This is a genomic window from Pseudolactococcus reticulitermitis (assembly GCF_002260845.1).
Lineage (GTDB): Bacteria > Bacillota > Bacilli > Lactobacillales > Streptococcaceae > Pseudolactococcus > Pseudolactococcus reticulitermitis.
The window spans coordinates 724,349-745,304 of sequence record NZ_BEDT01000001.1 but is presented as its reverse complement, the minus strand read 5'-3'; the positions used below and the strand labels follow the sequence as shown (position 1 = coordinate 745,304).

The 20,956-nt window shown below is 42.9% G+C and carries 18 protein-coding genes; all 18 read left to right on the top strand.

Annotated elements, in window-relative coordinates; genetic code table 11:
* Positions 1 to 18: 18 nt before the first annotated feature.
* The 18 genes from RsY01_RS03585 to RsY01_RS03500 all read left to right on the top strand — a co-directional run bounded on the left by RsY01_RS03585 (position 19) and on the right by RsY01_RS03500 (position 20,731).
* A complete protein-coding gene (locus RsY01_RS03585) occupies positions 19 to 969 on the top strand; it encodes a sugar kinase (protein ID WP_094784177.1) in 951 nt (316 codons plus the stop codon).
* 53 nt (positions 970 to 1,022) lie between these two features.
* On the top strand, positions 1,023 to 1,832 hold the full coding sequence (locus RsY01_RS03580; protein WP_094784176.1) for a gluconate 5-dehydrogenase: 810 nt from the start codon (positions 1,023 to 1,025) through the stop codon (positions 1,830 to 1,832).
* Between the two features lie 57 nt (positions 1,833 to 1,889).
* Complete coding sequence (locus tag RsY01_RS03575) at positions 1,890 to 2,537, top strand: bifunctional 2-keto-4-hydroxyglutarate aldolase/2-keto-3-deoxy-6-phosphogluconate aldolase (RefSeq protein ID WP_094784241.1); 648 nt, start codon at positions 1,890 to 1,892, stop codon at positions 2,535 to 2,537.
* Positions 2,538 to 2,549: 12 nt separating this feature from the next.
* The gene (locus tag RsY01_RS03570; RefSeq protein WP_094784175.1) at positions 2,550 to 3,383 is read left to right on the top strand and encodes a hypothetical protein; all 834 of its coding nucleotides are present in this window, start codon (positions 2,550 to 2,552) and stop codon (positions 3,381 to 3,383) included.
* Position 3,384: 1 nt separating this feature from the next.
* Positions 3,385 to 4,230 (top strand): 5-dehydro-4-deoxy-D-glucuronate isomerase, encoded by an 846-nt coding sequence (kduI, locus tag RsY01_RS03565; protein ID WP_094784174.1) that lies wholly within the window; start codon positions 3,385 to 3,387, stop codon positions 4,228 to 4,230.
* A 51-nt stretch (positions 4,231 to 4,281) separates the two neighbouring features.
* Positions 4,282 to 6,162, top strand: coding sequence for a DUF2264 domain-containing protein (locus tag RsY01_RS03560; protein ID WP_094784173.1), 1,881 nt, complete (start codon positions 4,282 to 4,284; stop codon positions 6,160 to 6,162).
* Between the two features lie 34 nt (positions 6,163 to 6,196).
* A complete protein-coding gene (gene argS / locus RsY01_RS03555) occupies positions 6,197 to 7,888 on the top strand; it encodes an arginine--tRNA ligase (protein WP_094784240.1) in 1,692 nt (563 codons plus the stop codon).
* Between the two features lie 58 nt (positions 7,889 to 7,946).
* The gene (gene argR / locus RsY01_RS03550) at positions 7,947 to 8,423 is read left to right on the top strand and encodes an arginine repressor (RefSeq protein ID WP_094784172.1); all 477 of its coding nucleotides are present in this window, start codon (positions 7,947 to 7,949) and stop codon (positions 8,421 to 8,423) included.
* Complete coding sequence (locus RsY01_RS03545; RefSeq protein ID WP_157905772.1) at positions 8,404 to 8,766, top strand: YlbF family regulator; 363 nt, start codon at positions 8,404 to 8,406, stop codon at positions 8,764 to 8,766. Before argR ends, RsY01_RS03545 begins: the two co-directional genes overlap by 20 nt.
* Before the next feature lie 34 nt (positions 8,767 to 8,800).
* On the top strand, positions 8,801 to 11,317 hold the full coding sequence (gene mutS, locus RsY01_RS03540) for a DNA mismatch repair protein MutS (RefSeq protein ID WP_094784239.1): 2,517 nt from the start codon (positions 8,801 to 8,803) through the stop codon (positions 11,315 to 11,317).
* Between the two features lie 104 nt (positions 11,318 to 11,421).
* A complete protein-coding gene (locus RsY01_RS03535; RefSeq protein WP_094784170.1) occupies positions 11,422 to 12,339 on the top strand; it encodes a hypothetical protein in 918 nt (305 codons plus the stop codon).
* Between the two features lie 59 nt (positions 12,340 to 12,398).
* The gene (gene mutL, locus RsY01_RS03530; protein WP_094784238.1) at positions 12,399 to 14,324 is read left to right on the top strand and encodes a DNA mismatch repair endonuclease MutL; all 1,926 of its coding nucleotides are present in this window, start codon (positions 12,399 to 12,401) and stop codon (positions 14,322 to 14,324) included.
* 120 nt (positions 14,325 to 14,444) lie between these two features.
* Positions 14,445 to 15,026, top strand: coding sequence for a Holliday junction branch migration protein RuvA (ruvA, locus tag RsY01_RS03525; protein ID WP_094784169.1), 582 nt, complete (start codon positions 14,445 to 14,447; stop codon positions 15,024 to 15,026).
* 91 nt (positions 15,027 to 15,117) lie between these two features.
* The gene (gene ruvB / locus RsY01_RS03520; RefSeq protein ID WP_094784168.1) at positions 15,118 to 16,161 is read left to right on the top strand and encodes a Holliday junction branch migration DNA helicase RuvB; all 1,044 of its coding nucleotides are present in this window, start codon (positions 15,118 to 15,120) and stop codon (positions 16,159 to 16,161) included.
* 77 nt (positions 16,162 to 16,238) lie between these two features.
* The gene (locus RsY01_RS03515) at positions 16,239 to 16,553 is read left to right on the top strand and encodes a rhodanese-like domain-containing protein (RefSeq protein WP_094784167.1); all 315 of its coding nucleotides are present in this window, start codon (positions 16,239 to 16,241) and stop codon (positions 16,551 to 16,553) included.
* Between the two features lie 114 nt (positions 16,554 to 16,667).
* Positions 16,668 to 17,030, top strand: coding sequence for a MerR family transcriptional regulator (locus RsY01_RS03510; protein WP_094784166.1), 363 nt, complete (start codon positions 16,668 to 16,670; stop codon positions 17,028 to 17,030).
* 68 nt (positions 17,031 to 17,098) lie between these two features.
* Complete coding sequence (gene glnA, locus RsY01_RS03505; protein WP_094784165.1) at positions 17,099 to 18,439, top strand: type I glutamate--ammonia ligase; 1,341 nt, start codon at positions 17,099 to 17,101, stop codon at positions 18,437 to 18,439.
* Between the two features lie 183 nt (positions 18,440 to 18,622).
* Positions 18,623 to 20,731 (top strand): glutamine synthetase III family protein, encoded by a 2,109-nt coding sequence (locus tag RsY01_RS03500; RefSeq protein WP_094784164.1) that lies wholly within the window; start codon positions 18,623 to 18,625, stop codon positions 20,729 to 20,731.
* Positions 20,732 to 20,956: the final 225 nt, after the last annotated feature.

Genomic DNA, 20,956 nt, shown 5'->3' with positions numbered 1-20,956 from the left:
TTGAAAGAAGGAAGAAAAATGCCGGAATTTATCACAATTGGCGAACCATTGGTGGTGTTCGCTTCAGATGAGTTAGATCTACCTTTGACTCGGGCTGTTCATTTTAAAAAATTTTTAGCTGGGGCAGAGTTAAATGTTGCGATTGGTCTTTCACGATTAGGCTATGATGCGGCTTACGTGGCAAAAGTTGGTCAGGATTCTTTGGGGAATTTTATCAGAGCAGAACTCGAAAAATCAGGTGTTGGTGATACGTTTATCACACAGGTTTCAGATTATCCGACAGGATTTTACTTGAAGGAAAAAGTATCAAATGGCGATCCTAAAGTGGCGTATTTTCGCAAGGAATCTGCTGCCACTCATTTTGACTTAGAACAACTGACAAACGTAGATTTATCTCAAATTAAGGTTGCTCATTTGACGGGCATTATGGCGGCCATTTCAGAAAATGGCTTGACAGCGGTAAGAAGTTTATTGACAGAGTTGGCAATGACAGACACTTTGACAGTTTTTGATCCCAATCTTCGACCAGCCCTATGGCAATCAGAAGAAGTCATGAGAGAAACGCTCAACGATTTGGCAAAATCTGCAAAAATAATTTTACCGGGCATTTCAGAAGGCAGGGTATTGACAGGTTTATCAAGATTATCTGATATTGCAGATTTTTATTTAAATCAAAGCGAGATTACACAGACAGTTATCATCAAAAATGGCAGTGAAGGTGCTTATGTCAAAAGTAAAAATGGGGAGATATTCACTGTTGAAGGTTATCGAGTCGCACATGTGGTTGACACTGTGGGCGCAGGTGATGGATTTGCAGCTGGTTTGATTTCAGGTTTGCTTGACCAAGAAACTTTGCGAATATCTGTCCAACGTGCCTGTGCTATCGGTGCATTTGCGGTGCAATCGGTTGGAGACAATAATGGTTATCCCAACCGTCAAGTACTTGAAACATTTATGCACAGTAGTTAGAAGATCAAATTTCAAAATGTCATAAAGTGAAATCACAGAAAGAAGGAGAAAAAATGACACAAAACACAAAAAATCAATTTTCATTAGAAGGAAAAATTGCCCTCGTAACAGGTGCAGTTTATGGGATTGGCCTTGCGTTTGCGACAGCTTATGCTGAAGCTGGTGCAACAATCGTTTTTAATGACCGCAGTTCTGAAGGTGTCAAAAAAGGAATTGCAGCTTATGCTAAACTTGGCATCAAAGCTCATGGCTATGTCTGTGATGTCACGGATGAAACGGGTGTGGCAGCGATGGTATCGCAAATTGAAAAAGAAGTGGGCACCATCGATATCCTTGTTAATAATGCAGGCATCATCAAGCGTATTCCGATGATTGAAATGAGCGCTGAAGATTTTCGCCAAGTGATTGATATTGATCTTACCGGTCCATTTATCATGGCAAAAGCTGTTATTCCTAACATGATTAAAAAAGGTGGTGGAAAAATTATTAACATCTGCTCAATGATGTCTGAGCTTGGCAGAGAAACAGTGTCAGCTTATGCCGCAGCAAAAGGCGGTTTGAAGATGCTGACCAAAAATATTGCTTCAGAATATGGGCAATACAACATCCAATGTAATGGGATTGGCCCAGGATATATTGCAACACCACAGACTGCGCCACTCAGAGAAATCCAGGCGGATGGCAGTCGTCACCCCTTTGATTCATTTATTATTGCCAAAACACCAGCAGAGCGTTGGGGAACAGCAGAAGACCTTCAAGGACCAGCTGTTTTCCTCGCTTCCCCCGCATCAGATTTTGTGAATGGTCATGTGCTTTATGTTGATGGTGGTATTCTTGCTTATATTGGCAAGCAACCAGAATAAGGTTCATGTTTGTTAGAAGAAAGAATTGAACAGATTAGTTTAAAAAAGGGAGAAAAGATGCAAAGAGCAGACTTACTCAAAAAAGTTATTGATTCAGGGGTTGTTTCCGTTGTGAGAAGTGACACGCCAGAAAATGCCATCAAATTGGTCGAAGCTGTTGTTGCCGGCGGTATCAAAAGTATTGAGTTGACTTACTCAGTGCCACAGGCTAACGCAGTCATTGCTCGTCTGGTAGAACAGTATTCTGAGACAGATATCATCATAGGTGCTGGTACAGTGTTAGAAGCAACTTCAGCACGTTTAGCTATTATTGCAGGTGCACAATTTATTGTGAGTCCATCTTTTAATCAATCCGTTGCAAAAATCTGTAACCTTTATCAGATTCCCTATGTGCCTGGGATATTTACCCCAAGAGAAGCACAAGAAGCGTTGACATACGGCTCAGAGCTTATTAAGCTCTTTCCGGGAGATATTGTCAGCGCTCAAATGATTCGAGATCTGAAAGGACCGTTTCCCTACCTCAATATTTTACCATCGGGTGGCGTAAGTCCCGCTAATGTGTCCGAATGGTTTGAGGCAGGTGCAGCAGCTATTAGTGCGGGTGGTGGCATCACTGCGCCGGCAAGCAATGGGGATTATGAAGCTGTCACAAAAAATGCGCGAGAACTGATGTCAGCTTTTCATCACTCTCAAGCTAACCACTAGAAAAGAGATAAGATGTTAAGGCTTGAAATATTGAATCAAGATCAACAGGTCGTGATTGGCAAAGTGGATCATGACAAGTTACCTGCACCATTTTCTGTGCAACATGAAACATGCTGTACTTTGGGGATTAAGGATTATATCTACCAAAATGGTGATCAAATTCGGTTGAAAACAGACGAAACAGGCTATTTCATGATTCAGTTAGATGAAACTTTGGCCCCCTCTTTGCTTTATTTGCTGAAAAAAGAATGGTTTTTCAAAGTACCATTGGCGGAGAATTTGAGTCGCTCATCTGTTGAAACAGCTTTTCAATCTCACCGCCATCATCTCATGGTAAGAAAGGCCTATGATTTTGAGATAGTGCAGTATCAAAATTTGAGTTTTAATGCCCATGACCAAAAGCAAGATTCTGGTGCTTTTCCTCATGCCTATGCAAATGTTGAAACGCGCGATGATTCGGTCTTTTTCGCTAAAAATGCGATTGATGGTAAATATGCGAATCGCTCACATGGCTCATACCCTTTTGCTTCTTGGGGCATCAATCAACAAGCAGATGCAAGTCTGACGATTGACTTTGGGCGCTGGGTTGAGATTGATCAGATTGCGCTTTTGTTTAGAGCAGATTTTCCGCATGATAGTTACTGGGAAAGTGTGACAATGGTACTTTCTAATGGAGAAACATTGCTATTTTCAACAAGTAAGTCGACCGATTTTCAACGCTTGACATTCCCTGCGGTCAAAACGAAATGGGTCACATTAAAAAAATTGGAAAAAGCAGAAGATACGTCACCATTTCCAGCTTTGACGCAGATTGAAGTTTTTGGGAAAAATAGGATAGGAGAATAAGATGATACAACAAACCTTAAATACACGTTACGCACATGCACCAAAAGATATTGAACGTTATACAACTCAGGAATTACGGGAAGCATTTTTGATTGAGGAAATTTTTACGCCAGGCACAATCCGCTTGACTTATACGCATCATGATCGTTTAATTTTTGGGGGTGTGACACCATCACATGAAGCGCTTGAGATTAATTTGGATAAGGAACTAGGTGTGACTTATTTCTTGGAACGTCGGGAGCTCGGTGTCATCAATATTGGTGGTGCTGGTCTCTTGTGGATTGATGGCGAACGTTTTGACATGAAAAATCAAGATGGCTTTTACATTGGCAAAGCAACGCGTGATGTCAAGTTTGAGAGTATTGATCCAGAAACACCTGCAAAATTTTATGTGGCCTCAAGTCCAGCCCATCACAAATATCCAAATGTTAAAATTTCAATTGACGACATTGAACCGCTTGCAACAGGAGCTTCAAGTAGTATGAATGAACGCAAGATTTATCAATATATTCATCCAAATGTCTGTGATTCTTGCCAATTACAAATGGGTTATACACATTTAGCGCAAGGCAGTGGCTGGAACACCATGCCATGTCATACGCACGAGCGTCGTATGGAAGCCTATGTTTATTTCGATCTTGAAGAAGATAATAAAGTTTTCCACTTTATGGGTAAACCAGATGAGACCAAGCATTTGGTTGTTGGAAATGAACAAGCTGTTATCAGCCCAAGCTGGTCAATTCATACTGGAATCGGGACAAGTAACTATACCTTTATCTGGGCCATGTGTGGGGAAAATATCACGTATACAGATATGGATATTGTTGATATGGATGAGCTAAAATAATAAAAAATTATCTCTTGGCAGACCTTGAGATATTTTTTGTGAGGGATGAATATGTTAGAAGAACTAAGAGAGTTGAACTGGGAATCTTACGACGAGGTTAGGCAAGGCTTCTTGTTGATGATGGCGCCTTTTTCTGAAAAGTTGAAAGCAGGTACAGGGCATCTCAAGTTGGGAAACCATGGTGCTATTTATGATGAAGAAACCAGCGAAATGGAAACTTTTTGTCGGTTGATTTGGGGGATGGGCCCATTTTTGGCAGAAAATGATGACGACAGTTTAAGCCAGCAGTTATTGACAGGTTTGGTAGCAGCTTGTGATCCAGAAAGTGAGGTTTATTATGGTAAATTGACGGATTATCATCAAAAGTTTGTTGAGATGGCGGCGATTGCGGTGTGTTTTTTACTAGCCAAAGCAAAAACGTGGGATGTTTTGTCGCAAGACCAGCAAAAAAATATGGCAGCTTGGCTTTTACAGATTAATCAGCATAAAATCCCTAAAAATAATTGGCGTTTCTTTAGAATATTGATCAATGTGGCCATGAAGAAAATGGGCATGCCTTATGAAAAAAATCGGATTGATGACGATTTTGCTTATATTGAAGCATGCTATGCAGGAGAGGGCTGGTATTTTGATGGTAAAGAAACGCAGTTTGATTACTATATTTCTTGGGGGTTTCATTTTTATAGTCTGATTTATGTGAAAGTCATGGGAGAAGAGGATGCTTTGAGAGTCGCACAAATGAAATCACGTGCGATTTTGTTTGCTCAGAGTTACCAATATTGGTTTGATAAGTCTGGTGTTGCGATTCCTTTTGGTCGGAGTTTAACATATCGGTTTGCGCAGGCAGCTTTTTGGGGAGCGCTTGCTTTGGCAGATGTCGAAGCACTACCTTGGGGTGTTATCAAAGGGCTTTTTGCTCGAAATATGAAAGCATGGATGCAAGAAGCGATTTTTACAGAAGCTGATTTTTTGAGTATCGGTTACCGTTATGAAAATCTCAACATGTCTGAGGGTTATAATGCGCCGGGCTCGGCATATTGGGCGTTCAAGAGCTTTATTGTTCTAGCGATTCCGGCTAGTCATCCTTTTTGGCGAGAAAAATCGCTACCGACAAATTTGTCAGTAAAGACAAAAGCAATGCCTAGCGTGCGACATTTAATTGAACATGTTGGGCAATCAGACCATGTCTTACTTTATCCTGCAGGACAGTTCATCCAAAATCAAAGTCATGCCCCAGCAAAATATGGCAAGTTTGTCTATTCAACGCATTTTGGTTTTAGTGTACCAAAAGGTGGCGACACTTACGCTACGGGAGCTTATGACAATGTGCTTGCCATTAGTGAAGATGGCGGTTACTTTCGACCAAAGGGGTTAGATACAAATTTTGAGATTAAAAATGACCAGATTATCCATCAATGGCAACCGATGACGGGTGTCAACATCAAGAGCACGATTGTCCCTTGTGGACATGCACATGTCCGGATTCATGAAATTGATACAAAGCGTGAGGTGTTTCTAAATGAAGGCGGTTTTTCAGTCGCTTTGCGTGAAGAAAGGACTATTTTAACACAGTCATTAGCGCAAGTCGATACAAAAATCGGACAAAGTTTAATCAAAAATATTTTGGGTTTTGATCAAGCAGAAATGATTCGCCCAGAAGTCAACACCAATCTGTTTTATCCACGTACGATTTTACCAACTTTGTCAGCAAAATTACTACCGGGAAGACACCTCTTGATTAGTCTGGTTGCAGGTATTCCTCAAGGACAAACGCCAGAGATGCCACACATTTATTTAACTCAAAAAGGAGTTGACATAATTCGAGGAGACGAGAAATCGGTGCGGGTAACTTTGGCGTCAACAGACCATCCAAGGCGTTGCCTTACCGGAAAAAAACTCACGCAAGATACTCAAAAATATGGTAAAATATAGCTAACTACTCTATTTTAAGGACTTGATTATAATGATGAATGATAAACAATTAGTATCCCAAGCGCTTGCAGCGGTTTTGGATAACGCTTTAAGTATCGATGATATCAGTAATTTACTGGAAACGCCTAAAAAATCTGAAATGGGCGACTTGGCTTTCCCTGCTTTTTCATTGGCGAAAACTTTGCGCCAAGCACCTCAGGTGATTGCGGCTGATATTGCTGAGAAAATCTCACCAGAAGGCTTTGAAAAAGTCGTCGCAACGGGTCCTTATGTCAATTTTTTCCTTGATAAATCAGCGACAGCGACAGCAGTCTTATCAGACATTTTATCAGAAGGCACGACCTATGCGACCTTGGCGCAAAATGGCGAAAATGTTGCCATTGATATGTCATCACCCAACATCGCCAAACCTTTCTCAATTGGCCATTTACGCTCGACTGTGATTGGGGATGCCTTGGCTAAGATTTATCAAAAAATAGGCTACAATCCAGTTAAAATCAACCATTTAGGCGACTGGGGCAAGCAGTTTGGCATGCTCATCGTGGCCTATAAAAAATACGGCAATGAGGCTGCCATTCGTCAAAATCCGATTTCTGAGTTGCTTAAACTCTATGTGCAAATTAATGCGGAGGCAGCAGATGATCCGACGATTGATGTTGAGGCGCGTGACTGGTTCTTAAAATTGGAAAATGGCGATGCAGAAGCTTTGGCCTTATGGCAATGGTTCCGAGATGAATCGCTGGTCGAATTTGACCGCATTTATACGGAGTTGGGTGTCGAATTTGACAGCATGAATGGTGAAGCTTTCTACAATGACAAGATGTCCGAAATCATCGACATCTTGTCTGAAAAAGGCTTGCTGACAGAATCTGAAGGGGCAACGGTTGTTGAGCTAGAAGGCTTTGAAAACCCAGCCTTGATTAAAAAATCAGATGGCGCGACGCTTTATATCACGCGTGATTTGGCTGCGGCGCTGTATCGCAAACGAACTTATAAATTCGCTAAATCACTCTATGTTGTCGGTCAAGAGCAGTCGGGTCATTTCAAACAGCTCAAGGCTGTCCTCAAAAAAATGGACTATGACTGGGCGGACGATATCTACCACGTACCATTTGGCTTGGTCACAAAAGCAGGTAAGAAATTATCAACCCGTAAGGGCAATGTCATCTTACTAGAACCAACCTTGCATGAGGCGGTCAAACGGGCGCAAGCGCAAATCGATGCGAAAAATCCTGATTTGCCAAATAAAGCAGCCGTCGCTCACGCCGTTGGTGTTGGCGCTATCAAGTTCTATGATTTGAAAAACGAACGCCTTAACGGCTACGACTTTAACTTAGAGGAAATGGTGTCATTCGAAGGCGAAACGGGGCCATATGTCCAATACGCCCATGCGCGGATCCAGTCGATTTTACGCAAGGCAGATTTCCAACCGGAAGCAATGACAGGCGAAACTTTCGCCCTAACCGATGACGAAAGCTGGGAAATCATCAAGCTCTTGCAAGCCTTCCCTGACGTTATCGCAAGAGCAGCACGGACTTTCGAGCCTTCTGCCATTGCCAAATACGCCATCAACCTCGCTCAGGCCTTCAACAAGTACTATGCCCACACGCGGATTTTGGATGACAATGCGGAGAAGGACGCGCGTCTTGCTTTGGCTTACGCCACTGGCATCGTCTTGAAAGAAAGTCTCAGACTTTTGGGTGTTGAAGCACCTGAAGAAATGTAAGGCTTGACGCTAAAAATGATAACAGCATAAATATTCAGTCTATGCTATAATATACACTATGAAGAAATTAGAACGTCAAAAAATTATTCGACAGTTAATCCAAAATAACAAAATCGAAACACAGGAAGAACTCTCACAACGGCTTTCAGAAAAAGGGATTACAACGACACAGGCGACCTTATCGCGAGATATTCGGGAGCTTGGGATCATTAAAAATCGTTATGATGAGGGGAGTTTTTATGCCGTTTTCGACTATGAGGGCGAACCTGAAAATACTGGTGTGATTCGAACGGCTATGAGTTTAATGGCTACCATGTCAGCCTATGCCCAAAGTGTGCGTCGTGCCATGTTTATCCTCGTTGTGCATACTGGTTTAGGTGAGGCTGATTTAGTTGCAGATGCCATTGATACGTCCAATCGGTCTGAGATTTTGGGAACAATTGCGGGCGCAGATACCTTGCTGATTACCTGTCAAGATGAGGCAAGTGCTGCCAACTTTGAAAGAGAAATACGAGATGCCATCCAGCCAAACTGACTATAATCAAGCTCTTGCAGCGCTTTTAGTGCAAGTGTCACAACATCCTGTAGTTCTTGATTTTCAAGCAGCAGAAAAACGCTTGAAAGCTGCCAAGGAATTATACGCGCTTGAAAGTGAGATGAAAGAGCTGGCTAAACAAGCAACCTTGTATCAAAAAATCGACAAAGTCAAGGCTTATCAAGAGACCATGGCGCGCTCAAAAGCAATCGAAGCCCAGCTCAATGACGAGCCTTTGATTATAGATTATCGCCGTAAGCTGGTCGCCGCAAACGATCTCTTACAGCATCTCCTACAAACCCTAGAAACACAAATTAACGAGGAACTTTATCGTGACAACTAAAGCCGCAACACCACCTGAAAAAATCTCCCCCGGCATGCAACAGTATCTGGATATTAAGCAAAATTATCCAGATGCTTTTTTGCTTTTTCGAATGGGCGATTTTTATGAACTCTTCTATGACGATGCCGTCAAGGCAGCGCAAATTTTAGAGCTGACCCTGACTTCGCGCAATAAAAACTCGGTCAATCCGATACCCATGGCAGGTGTACCCCACCATAGCGTCCAGCAATATATTGATATTCTGATTGATTTAGGCTATAAAGTCGCCATTGCCGAGCAGATGGAAGACCCGAAAAAAGCGGTCGGCGTGGTCAAACGGGATGTCGTACAAGTTGTGACGCCGGGAACTGCCGTCGATGCTTTAAACACGGGCAAGGAAAATAATTTCCTCGTCGCGATTGACCGAGACCAGACACACTATGCCCTCAGCTATCTCGACTTGGCAACGGGGGAGTTTTTTGTGACATCGTTAGCTGATTTTGAAGCCGTAGTCGATGAAATCTTAGCCCTTAAAGCGCGGGAAGTGGTGACAGGCTACGCTTTGTCAACAGATGATGTGCAACGCCAAATCCTCGAAACCCAGCTTAACGTCCTTGTCTCACAAGAATTAATAGGCTTTGACAATGCCGACTTGATTGATGCTGGTTTAGCTGACTTAGAGATTGCTGTGGCGTCAAAACTTTTAAATTATGTCATGACAACGCAGAAACGTCATCTGACGCATTTGCAGGCGGTTCAGCGTTATGAAATCAAAGATTTCTTGCTTATGGATGCTGCCAGTAAAAAAAGTCTGGACTTGCTCCAAAATGCGCGGACGGGTAAAAAGCATGGCAGTCTTTACTGGTTGCTAGATGAAACCAAGACGGCCATGGGCACGCGGATGTTGCGACTTTGGATTGATAGACCCTTGGTCAGTGCTTCAGCCATTCAGACGCGCCAAGCGATTATCCAGACTTTTCTCGACCACTTTTTTGAACGTTCTGACTTAACAGAAACGCTCAAAGGGGTTTACGATATTGAACGCCTCGCCTCGCGCGTTTCTTTTGGCAAAGCCAATCCCAAGGATTTGTTGCAACTGGCTCAGACGCTGTCAAATGTGCCTGCGATTAAGGCAGTGTTGACGGAGATGCAGGCTGACATTTTGACTTCGCTCATCACGCAGCTTGACCCCATGCCTGAATTGTTTGAATTGATTACGAGTGCCATTGCTCCTGATGCATCTGCCACCATTACAGAGGGCAATATCATCAAAAATGGTTTCAATCCAACCTTAGATGACTATCGCGTGATTATGCGTGACGGCACGACTTGGATTGCGGAGCTTGAAACCAAGGAACGCGAAAAATCTGGGATTAATAATCTCAAAATTGATTACAATAAAAAAGATGGCTATTATTTCCATGTGACCAATTCAAATCGTGAACAAGTCCCTGACCATTTCTTTCGTAAGGCAACTTTGAAAAATTCTGAGCGCTATGGTACTGAAGCACTAGCGCGACTGGAAAGTCAGATGTTGGATGCACGGGAAAACTCTGCCAGTTTAGAATACGACCTCTTTTTACAGGTGCGTGATCAGACAGAAAGCTTTATCGCTCGCATCCAAAAACTAGCCAAAACGATAGCTGAAATAGATGTGCTCCAATCCCTAGCCGTTGTCGCTGAAAACAACCATTATATCCAGCCTGACATCATTAAAAATGGGCAAGAAATCCACATCATCAATGGTCGGCATGCGGTAGTTGAAAAAGTGATGGGGGCTCAGGAATACGTGCCAAATTCGATTGAATTTGATGCGGAGACAATGATTCAGCTGATTACTGGACCGAATATGTCGGGGAAATCGACCTATATGCGAGAGCTGGCTTTGACCGTTGTCATGACGCAAATCGGCAGTTTTATTCCAGCAGAACAAGTCCAGTTACCGATTTTTGACGCCATTTTCACCCGAATCGGTGCGGCGGATGATTTGATTAGTGGTCAGTCGACTTTCATGGTCGAGATGATGGAGGCCAATCACGCCATTCGTCGGGCGACCAAAAACTCGCTGATTTTGTTTGACGAACTTGGGCGTGGCACGGCGACTTATGATGGGATTGCACTTGCTCAGGCGATTGTTGAGTATATTCATGAGCATGTTGGCGCCAAAACCTTATTTGCGACGCATTATCATGAGCTTGTTACACTGGAAAATAGCCTGGAGCACTTGAAGAATGTGCATGTCGCGACGCTCGAAGCGAATGGTGAAGTGACCTTTCTCCATAAAATAGAGCCAGGACCAGCCGATAAATCTTACGGCATCCATGTAGCGAAGATTGCAGGCTTGCCTAGTCCACTCTTAAAACGTGCCAAGGTGATTTTGTCAGAATTAGAAGCAGATACGCCTAAATTACCAGTCGAAACAGTCGTTCAAGATACAGCAACAGAGACGCAGCAACTCGATTTGTTTACAGGGTCAGATGAGTTGGCAGAAGCTGTCCGAAATATTGATATCATGAATCTGACCCCGATGGAAGCCATGAACCAGCTTTATGAGTTGAAGAAGCTGGTGTGACGAACTGTGTGGTTTACTCGCCAAAACCTAGAATACGTAAAACGTAAGAGAAGTAAAGTTTGGTATATCAAATTTACTGTTTTGTGAAATTTGGAAAATAGGTTTTGGCAAGTGAATCATTGTATTTAAGGGTTAGAAAAGAGCAAATTGTGAACAAGAAAAGTGATTTATATAGAGTTTCCTATGAAGAAATAGAAAAACAAATTATTGATTTGTCATATGATATTTCTTTTGATGATATCAATTTTGATAGTGGTGTTCACTCATTAAAAATAGCGAATCTAATTTTAGGTTGTGCTAGACAAATTGAATCTATTTCAAAAGATTTATATTTTGATTCCATAGACTTGAAGTTTGAGAATGATGAAAGAAAAAAACGAGATAAAGTATACTATGATTATGACTGTTTATACAAAATATTAACAGACTGGGATTTAGAAAATAGAGAAGTTAATTTTATTTTAATGTCTGCAACTGTTTCAAAATCAGAATATAAAATTTATAAGCCTTTTAAGCATACTTTGAAAAAAAAGAATAAAAAGGATTACCCTTTATATACATGGAATGAGGCATATCAAGCTTTGAAACATGATTATTTAGAATCTATTACACAATATGCTAATTTATATAATTTGGTAAGTATCGCTTCAATGTTATTTTTGTTAATTGGTTATTATTCAATTTCAGAACAAGCAAGAATAATAAGGAAACCGGAGTTAGAAGAAAGTGATTTGTTTGTTTATAAATCACGCTTGTTTTCATTAAATACTGTAAGTTTTTGTAAAGTAAGTAATATTTTAAATAAAATAGATTTGCGACAAAAATCAGGTATAGATGAATGTAGCATCATTGTTAAATATACAGATGAATTTGTTCGGAAAATTGAAACTCAGGATGGAATATCGTCTGTTACATTTCAAGTTTCACAATCTCCAGAAGGGAAAATTGAACAATTTGAAGAAGTTGAATATGAGATATTGTTGAATAAAGGTCAAGAAATCTATCCTAATTTATCTAAATGATATATCGGAGCACTGAAGTTGCTGAAGCAAATAGGCGCTTTTTTTGTTATAATAAAACCATGACAAAACAGGAAAAACATCAAAAAATCATCGAGTTAGATGATAATTTAGCCAATAAAATCGCAGCGGGTGAAGTGATTGAGCGACCGGCTAGTGTGGTGAAAGAATTACTAGAAAATGCCATTGATGCCAAGTCAACGCAAATCACGGTCAAGATTGAGGAGTCTGGGCTTAAATCAATTGAAATCATTGATAATGGCGAAGGGATTGCCCACGATGAAGTGGCGCTCGCCCTCAAGCGCCATGCAACCAGTAAAATCAAAGATGTCGACGACCTCTTTCGTATTCGGACGCTTGGGTTTAGGGGCGAGGCGCTGCCGTCCATTGCCAGTGTCAGTGAGTTGACCATTAACACGTCGGTGGCTGATAATGGAGATGAGAGTGGCACTTTGCTCGTCGCTAAAGGTGGTGAGATTATCCAAAATAGCCCAGCACCCAAACGCGTCGGCACACGGATAAAAGTTGAAAATCTCTTCTATAATACACCCGCCCGCCTCAAGTACATCAAGAGTTTGCAAGCGGAGCTTGGGCATATCACGGACATCATCAACCGCCTGAGTCTCGCGCATCCTGAGGTGGCTTTCGCGCTGGTCAATGACGGTCGTGAGATGATGAAAACGGCTGGCACGGGCGATTTGAAGCAAGCGCTGGCGGGTGTTTACGGCATTTCGACGGCTAAAAAAATGATTGCGATTTCAGCGCAAGACCTCGATTTTGAGGTGACGGGCTATATCAGCCTGCCCGAGCTGACCCGCGCCAATCGAAATTATATCACTGTCTTGCTCAATGGTCGCTATATCAAAAATTTTCTGATTAATCGTGCGATTGTCGACGGTTACGGCTCAAAACTCATGGTCGGTCGCTTTCCGATTGCGGTCATCGACATTAAAATCGATCCCTTTTTGGCCGATGTCAATGTCCACCCGACCAAGCAAGAAGTGAGAATTTCAAAGGAGCGTGAGTTAATGGTCTTGATTTCTAAGGCCATTAGCCAGGCTTTGCAGCCGGAAACCTTGATTCCAGATGCGTTGGAGAATTTAACCAAGCAGACAAAACCAGTTTTTCCAACTTCAAAACCTGAGCAGACACAGTTGCCACTGCAAAACAAATCGCTTTATTATGATACGGCGCGTCAGGATTTCTACGTGAAAGAAAATGCGACCTTTGAAAAAGTGCCAGAGACATTGTCAGATTTAGAAGAAATTAACGTCAAAGCTTTAGAATCTGGTCATGATGCTGAGCCATCGCAAAAAATCGAAATGACCGAATCAGTTGAACTAGCAACTGAAGCAGACGAAAAGGTCAACCAAACCTTCCCAGAACTTGAATTTTTAGCGCAAATGCACGGCACCTATTTGTTATGTCAGTCGCCAGACGGGCTGTATATCGTCGATCAACACGCGGCGCAAGAACGTGTGAAGTACGAATACTACCGCGATAAAATCGGTCAAGTCAATTATGATCAGCAGCAACTTTTAGCGCCAATCTTTATCAATCTGCCACAAAATGACCTGCTGACGGTCCTTGAAAAAAAAGACTTGCTCGCTGAGGCTGGTGTCTTTTTGGACGCTTACGGTGACACACAATTAATTTTACGGGAACATCCGATTTGGATGCAAGATGATGAAATCGAGTCTGCCACTTATGAATTGATTGACCTATTATTGGACGGGCGTGAAGTGTCGGTTAAAAAATATCGTGAAGACTTGGCGATTATGATTGCCTGTAAAAGTTCGATTAAAGCCAATATGTATCTTGACCCTGCCAGTGCGCGTGATTTGTTGCAACAGCTGGCGCAATGTGAGAATCCCTATAACTGTCCCCACGGCAGACCAGCCCTCGTCACTTTTTCAAACACAGACCTTGAAAAAATGTTCAGACGCATTCAGCAAACACACAAAGGTGGCTGGCATACCCAATTCTAAAAGTCGGCACTATCTTTAAGTCATCCCAAATTAACTTATCGCCGACGAGCTTGTGAGTTGGTAATCACACAAGGGTTGGCTGGCATACTCAGTTTTAATTTATAATAATAGAAGGAAATTATGTACGAATATCTCAAAGGCACCCTCGTCAAAATCACGCCGACCTATATTGTGCTTGACGTTTCAGGCATTGGCTACCTCCTCCATGTTGCCAACCCTTATGTTTTTTCAAGCCTCGTGAATGCCGACATCAAAGTCTACGTTCATCAAGTCATCCGCGACGATGCGCACACCCTTTATGGCTTCACAGATGAGACAGAAAAACGTTTATTTTTACAGTTGATTTCTGTTTCAGGCATCGGCCCCAAATCAGCGCTCGCCATCATCGCAGCCGACGATAACATCGGGCTCGTCACCGCCATTGACAGCGGCGACATCAAATACCTGACCAAGTTTCCGGGTGTCGGAAAAAAAACAGCCAGCCAAATGGTACTAGACCTCGAAGGTAAGTTTGAAAATGTTGCAGCAAACGTCGCAAGACCACAGCTTCCAGCAAGTACAGAGTTGGATGACGCTTTAGAAGCCTTAGTCGCCTTGGGCTACAAAGCGACTGAACTCAAGAAAGTCCAAAAAAAGCTCGAAGGCATACAAGACTCAACCGAAGGCTATATCAAAACAGCTTTGAAATTGATGATGAAATGACTAATCGCAAGATTGGTTTTTTTATTGAGTAAAATGTGAGACTGACTTCAAAAATTACCGTAAATGCCCGTTTTTTTGATACAATAAAGATATGGAAAACGATAAACTAATATCAGGAGCCTTACAGGACGACGATCTGGAACAAGACGAGACACTCGCCGGAAGAACCCTGAGACCGCAATATCTCAACCAATATATCGGTCAAGATAAAATTAAAGAACAGCTGGATATTTTCATCAAAGCTGCGAAGATGCGCGAGGAATCATTGGATCATGTCTTACTCTTTGGCCCACCGGGTTTGGGTAAGACGACCATGGCATTCGTCATCGCCAATGAACTCGGCGTCAACATCAAACAGACCTCTGGCCCTGCCATCGAAAAAGCGGGCGACTTGGTTGCGATTTTGAATGAGCTAGAGGCTGGTGACGTCCTCTTCATTGACGAAATCCACCGCCTGTCCATGTCTGTCGAGGAGGTGCTTTACAGTGCCATGGAAGATTTCTACATTGACATCATGATTGGTGGTTCGGATAGCTCTCGTAGCGTCCATTTGGAGCTGCCGCCTTTTACCTTAATCGGTGCAACGACGCGTGCAGGTATGCTCTCAAATCCCTTGCGGGCGCGTTTTGGGATCAATGCTCACATGGCTTATTACGACTTAGAAGATTTGACCGAGATTATCGAGCGTACTGCTGACATCTTTGAGGTCGACATTACAGGTGACGGGGCTTATGAAATGGCGCGTCGGAGCCGTGGCACGCCACGTATCGCTAACCGGCTGCTTAAGCGTGTTCGAGACTATGCGCAGATTAAAGGAACAGGCTTGATTGACGACACCATTACCCGCCAAGCCCTGACCATGTTGGACGTGGATGCCTCAGGTCTTGATTATGTCGACCAAAAAATTCTTAAAACGATGATTGAGATGTATAATGGTGGCCCAGTCGGTCTAGGCACGCTTGCGGTTAATATATCGGAAGAACGCGAAACGCTGGAAGATATGTATGAGCCTTATTTGATTCAGTCTGGCTTTTTGGTGCGGACGCGTCAAGGACGCTGTGCAACGGCTAAGGCCTATGAACATTTTGGCTACAGTTATGATAAGGACTTTGAGCGGACAAAAGTTCGCGAATGACCCTGCTTGGATGGAGCGCTAGCCTAGGTCAAGTTTCAAGATTTCAAGAATTGAAATCGCAGAAAGGAGAGTAAGCCATGACTTTTAATCTCGTGCCATTAGAAACGTTTGAAAGACTTGATATGCCTAGTCTAAATGTCTTAGATGTCCGCCCGCGGGAGCAATTTGAAAGCTTTCATATTCCGACGGCCGTCAACATTCCGATTGACGATGTCGAGGACGGCAAGTTCGAACTAGATCCGGCTAAATCTTATTATGTCATTTGTCGGACGACCAACAAAGCCTATCGTGCCAGTCATATTTTTGAAGATGCTGGCTTTGATATCCAAATGGTTGCACCCGGCATGATTGATTATCATGGTGAAATCATTCGAAATAATGATGATTATTAAGCTGTAAAAAGGACATCAAACGACGATAATCTAAGATGTGAATTTACCTTACATTAGCCGTTGACTTTTCTGAAAAGTCTTTATATAATGAGAAGATAGAGGAGGTGTCTATTTGTGAAAGAACGTGAATTACGACGGTCAATGGCTGTTTTTCCAATTGGCACAGTCATGCAGTTGACAGATTTGACAGCGCGTCAAATTCGTTATTACGAAGATCAAGGTTTGATTTTCCCAGCGAGAAATGACGGTAATCGTCGCATGTACTCGCTGAACGATATGGATGTCCTGCTTGAAATTAAGGACTACCTCAATGATGGCTTAAATATTGCGGGGATTAAGCGTGTCTATGAACAGAGCAAGGAAGAGTTGGCTAAAGTCAAAAGTCAGTCCATTTCTGATGCTGAGGTACGCAAAATCTTGGAACAAGAAATTATGCAACAATCGAGATTTAACAAGCCTAACACAAATCTAAGATAATGCCCTCGGCAATTAAAAAGTAGGCGTGTTCAGCACGCCTTTCTTACATATTAAAGGAGCTACTTAACATGACCATTACACCTGCAGACATTCGCAGAGAAGTCAAAGAAAAAAATGTTACCTTCCTGCGTCTGATGTTTACAGACATTTTAGGCACACTTAAAAATGTCGAAGTGCCTGCGACAGAAGAACAGCTTGATAAAATTTTGAACAATAAAATGATGTTCGACGGCTCTTCTATTGAAGGCTTCGTCCGCATTAACGAATCTGACATGTATCTCTATCCTGACCTCGATACGTGGATTATTTTCCCTTGGGGAGACGAAAATGGTAAAGTTGCAGGCTTGATTTGTGATGTCTATAACCCTGACGGGACACCATTTGCCGGAGATCCTCGTGGCAACCTCAAACGCGCCTTGACGCATATGGAGGCAACTGGGTTCAAGTCATTCAACCTTGGCCCTGAACCTGAATTTTTCTTGTTCAAACTAGACGAAAAAGGCAATCCAACACTTGAAGTCAATGACCAAGGGGGTTATTTCGACCTTGCGCCGACAGATACAGCGGATAATACCCGCCGCGAAATTGTCAATGTCTTGACCGACCTTGGTTTCGAAGTCGAAGCTAGTCACCACGAGGTTGCTGTTGGTCAGCACGAAATCGACTTCAAGTACACCAATGTCCTCGAGGCCTGCGATAATATCCAAATCTTCAAACTGGTCGTCAAAACCATTGCCCGCGAGCACGGGCTTTATGCGACCTTCATGGCTAAGCCGAAATTCGGGATCAATGGGAGTGGCATGCATTGTAACATGTCCCTTTTTGACCAAGAAGGTAACAATGCCTTTTACGATCCAAAAGGTGAGTTGGAGTTATCAGAGACTGCCTACCAGTTCTTGGGTGGTATTTTAGAGCATGCCTATAATTTCACCGCCATTACCAACCCGACGGTGAATTCCTATAAGCGCTTGGTGCCGGGCTATGAAGCGCCTGTTTATGTGGCGTGGGCGGGGCAAAATCGCTCGCCCCTTGTTCGAGTACCCGCCTCACGTGGTTTGGGAACGCGCTTGGAGCTTCGGTCAGTTGACCCGACAGCCAATCCTTATCTGGCTTTAGCTGTTTTGCTAGAATGCGGTCTGGATGGCATTGCCCGGAAACTTGAAGCGCCAGCGCCAGTTGAAAATAATATCTATATGATGTCGGGTGATGAGCGTCAAGCCGTCGGTATCACAGACCTACCGTCAACTCTGCACAATGCCGTGAAAGCCTTGCGTGAAGATGATGTCGTGAAAGCTGCCTTGGGCGAGCATATCTACACTAATTTTGTCGCAACCAAAAAAGTGGAGTGGGCGTCTTATGCGCAGTTTGTCTCACAATGGGAAATTGATAACTATCTTTATCTCTATTAAAATAAACCGAAACACACCAGTGCTCAGCGATTGAGGACGGGTGTGTTTTGATAAGCGATTAAAAACGAATGTTAGTAAAAAGAAAATTCAAAAAATTATAACTATTGTTGCATTCAATTCAGAAATAATGTATAATGATGGTGTTAGAAGTTATAACATATAAAATGTCAGGAGAACTTAACGATGGAGAAAGTCAATATTCCGGAAATCTTTGCTGAAGATGTTTTCACGGATGCAGTCATGCAGCAACGTTTGCCTAAGAGCATTTACAAACAATTTAAAAAATCAATTGAAGAAGGCAAAGATCTGGATCTTGCGACAGCAGATGTCATCGCAAATGAAATCAGAGAATGGGCGATTGGCAAGGGTGCAACACACTTTGCGCATTTGTTCCAACCCTTGACAGGCGTCACAGCTGAAAAACAAGATTCTTTCATCACAGCACCTAAAGCAGATGGGAGTGTTTTGACGGCCTTTTCTGGTAAAGAATTGATTAAAGGCGAACCAGATGGCTCATCATTCCCATCAGGTGGTCTGCGTGCGACCTTTGAAGCGCGTGGCTATACGGTTTGGGATACGACTTCTCCAGTATTCGTTCGTCATGATGCGGCGGGCACAACACTTTTGATTCCAACGGCATTTTATTCTTATAACGGTGAAGCATTGGACCAAAAAGCGCCCTTGCTCCGCTCTATGCAAGTGATTTCTGATGCATCTATTAAATTGCTTCGCCTATTTGGCAATACGACTGCGACTCGCGTCGCACCTTCTGTTGGGGCGGAACAAGAGTATTTCTTGGTCGATGAAGACACCTTCCTAAAACGTAAAGACTTAATCTACGCTGGTCGTACTTTATTTGGTGCTGCAGCACCCAAAGGTCAAGAATTGGATGACCATTACTTTGGCACCATCCGCCAACGTGTCGCTGGCTTTATGAAAGAAGTCAATGAAGAACTTTGGAAAACGGGTGTGACGTCAAAAACACAGCATAACGAAGTCGCACCAGCTCAACATGAAATTGCGCCAATTTATGCCAATGCCAATGTTGCCGTTGACCAAAACCAAGTGGTCATGCAAACCTTGAAACGCATTGCTTGTCGTCATGACATGAAATGTCTCCTGCATGAAAAACCATTTGCCGGTGTCAATGGTTCTGGTAAACATAATAACTGGTCGCTCGTGACGGATATGGGTGAAAACTTGCTCGAACCAGGCTCACGACCACACGAAAACAAACAGTTCTTGTTAGTTTTGGCGTGTATCATCAAAGCAGTGGATAAATACGCTGGCTTGCTCCGTGAATCAGCTGCTGACCCAGGTAATGACCATCGTTTAGGTGCCAACGAAGCGCCACCAGCTATCATCTCAATCTTCCTTGGTTCGCAATTAGAAGACATCATGGATCAATACGTGGCGAGTGGCTCAGCTGCAACCTCTATTAAAGGTGGCGTCTTGGCGACGGGTTCTGCTGCCCTTCGTGATATTTCGAAAGATGCGACTGACCGTAATCGGACATCACCATTTGCCTTCACAGGTAACAAGTTCGAGTTCCGTATGGTTGGCTCACGTGACTCTATCGCGTCACCAAATATTGTCTTGAATACGATTGTCGCGGAAGCCTTTGATGATGCGTCAGAACGTTTGGCGCAAGCAGATGATTTTGAGACAGCAGTTGATGCGTTGATTGCAGAATACGCCAAAGCACACAAACGGATTATCTTCAATGGCGATGGCTACTCTGATGAGTGGGTCGTTGAAGCTGAAAAACGTGGCTTACCAAATCTCAAGACAATGGTTGATGCCACTGAAGTCTTGGGAGATGCCGATGTTATCGCCTTGTTTAACAAGTACGGTGTCTTGTCACCGACGGAATTAAAAGCGCGTGAAGAAGTGAAGTATGAAAATTATGGTAAGGTTATCAACATCGAAGCTCTTACCATGATTGACATGGCGACCAAGCAAATCATCCCCGCTGTCATCAAATATACCAAATCATTGGCAGACACTGTGCTTGCCGTTAAAGCGGCAGGCTGTGATGCAGCTGTTCAAGCAGGTATCTTGAAAGAAGTTTCAGAATTACTGAAAGAAGCCAAAGCAGCACTTTCTAATCTTGAGCAAGTAACCTCAGAAGCGACACAACAAGCAGAAGGTAAAGTACAAGCTCGTTTCTACAATGAAGTTGTCTTTAAAGCCATGGATGCCCTCCGCGCACCAGTCGACAAATTAGAAATGATTGTTGATAAAGAAGCATGGCCAATGCCATCTTATGGTGATTTGTTGTTTGAAGTTTAAGCAATGTGACTATATTGCTCTAAAAAGTAGAAAATCATGTCGGTTTTAAAGCCGATATGATTTTTTTATCCCTCAAAAAGTCTGTGAATGATGCCGGTAAATCTGGGCATCCGTTCACAGTTTTTTGCATGAATGAGATAAATAAGGCTGAAACTTCAGGCACTTTTTTGTCATAGCCTTGCCTATCTAAATAGTGTAAACTTAGATGTGTAAGGAATGGTACCG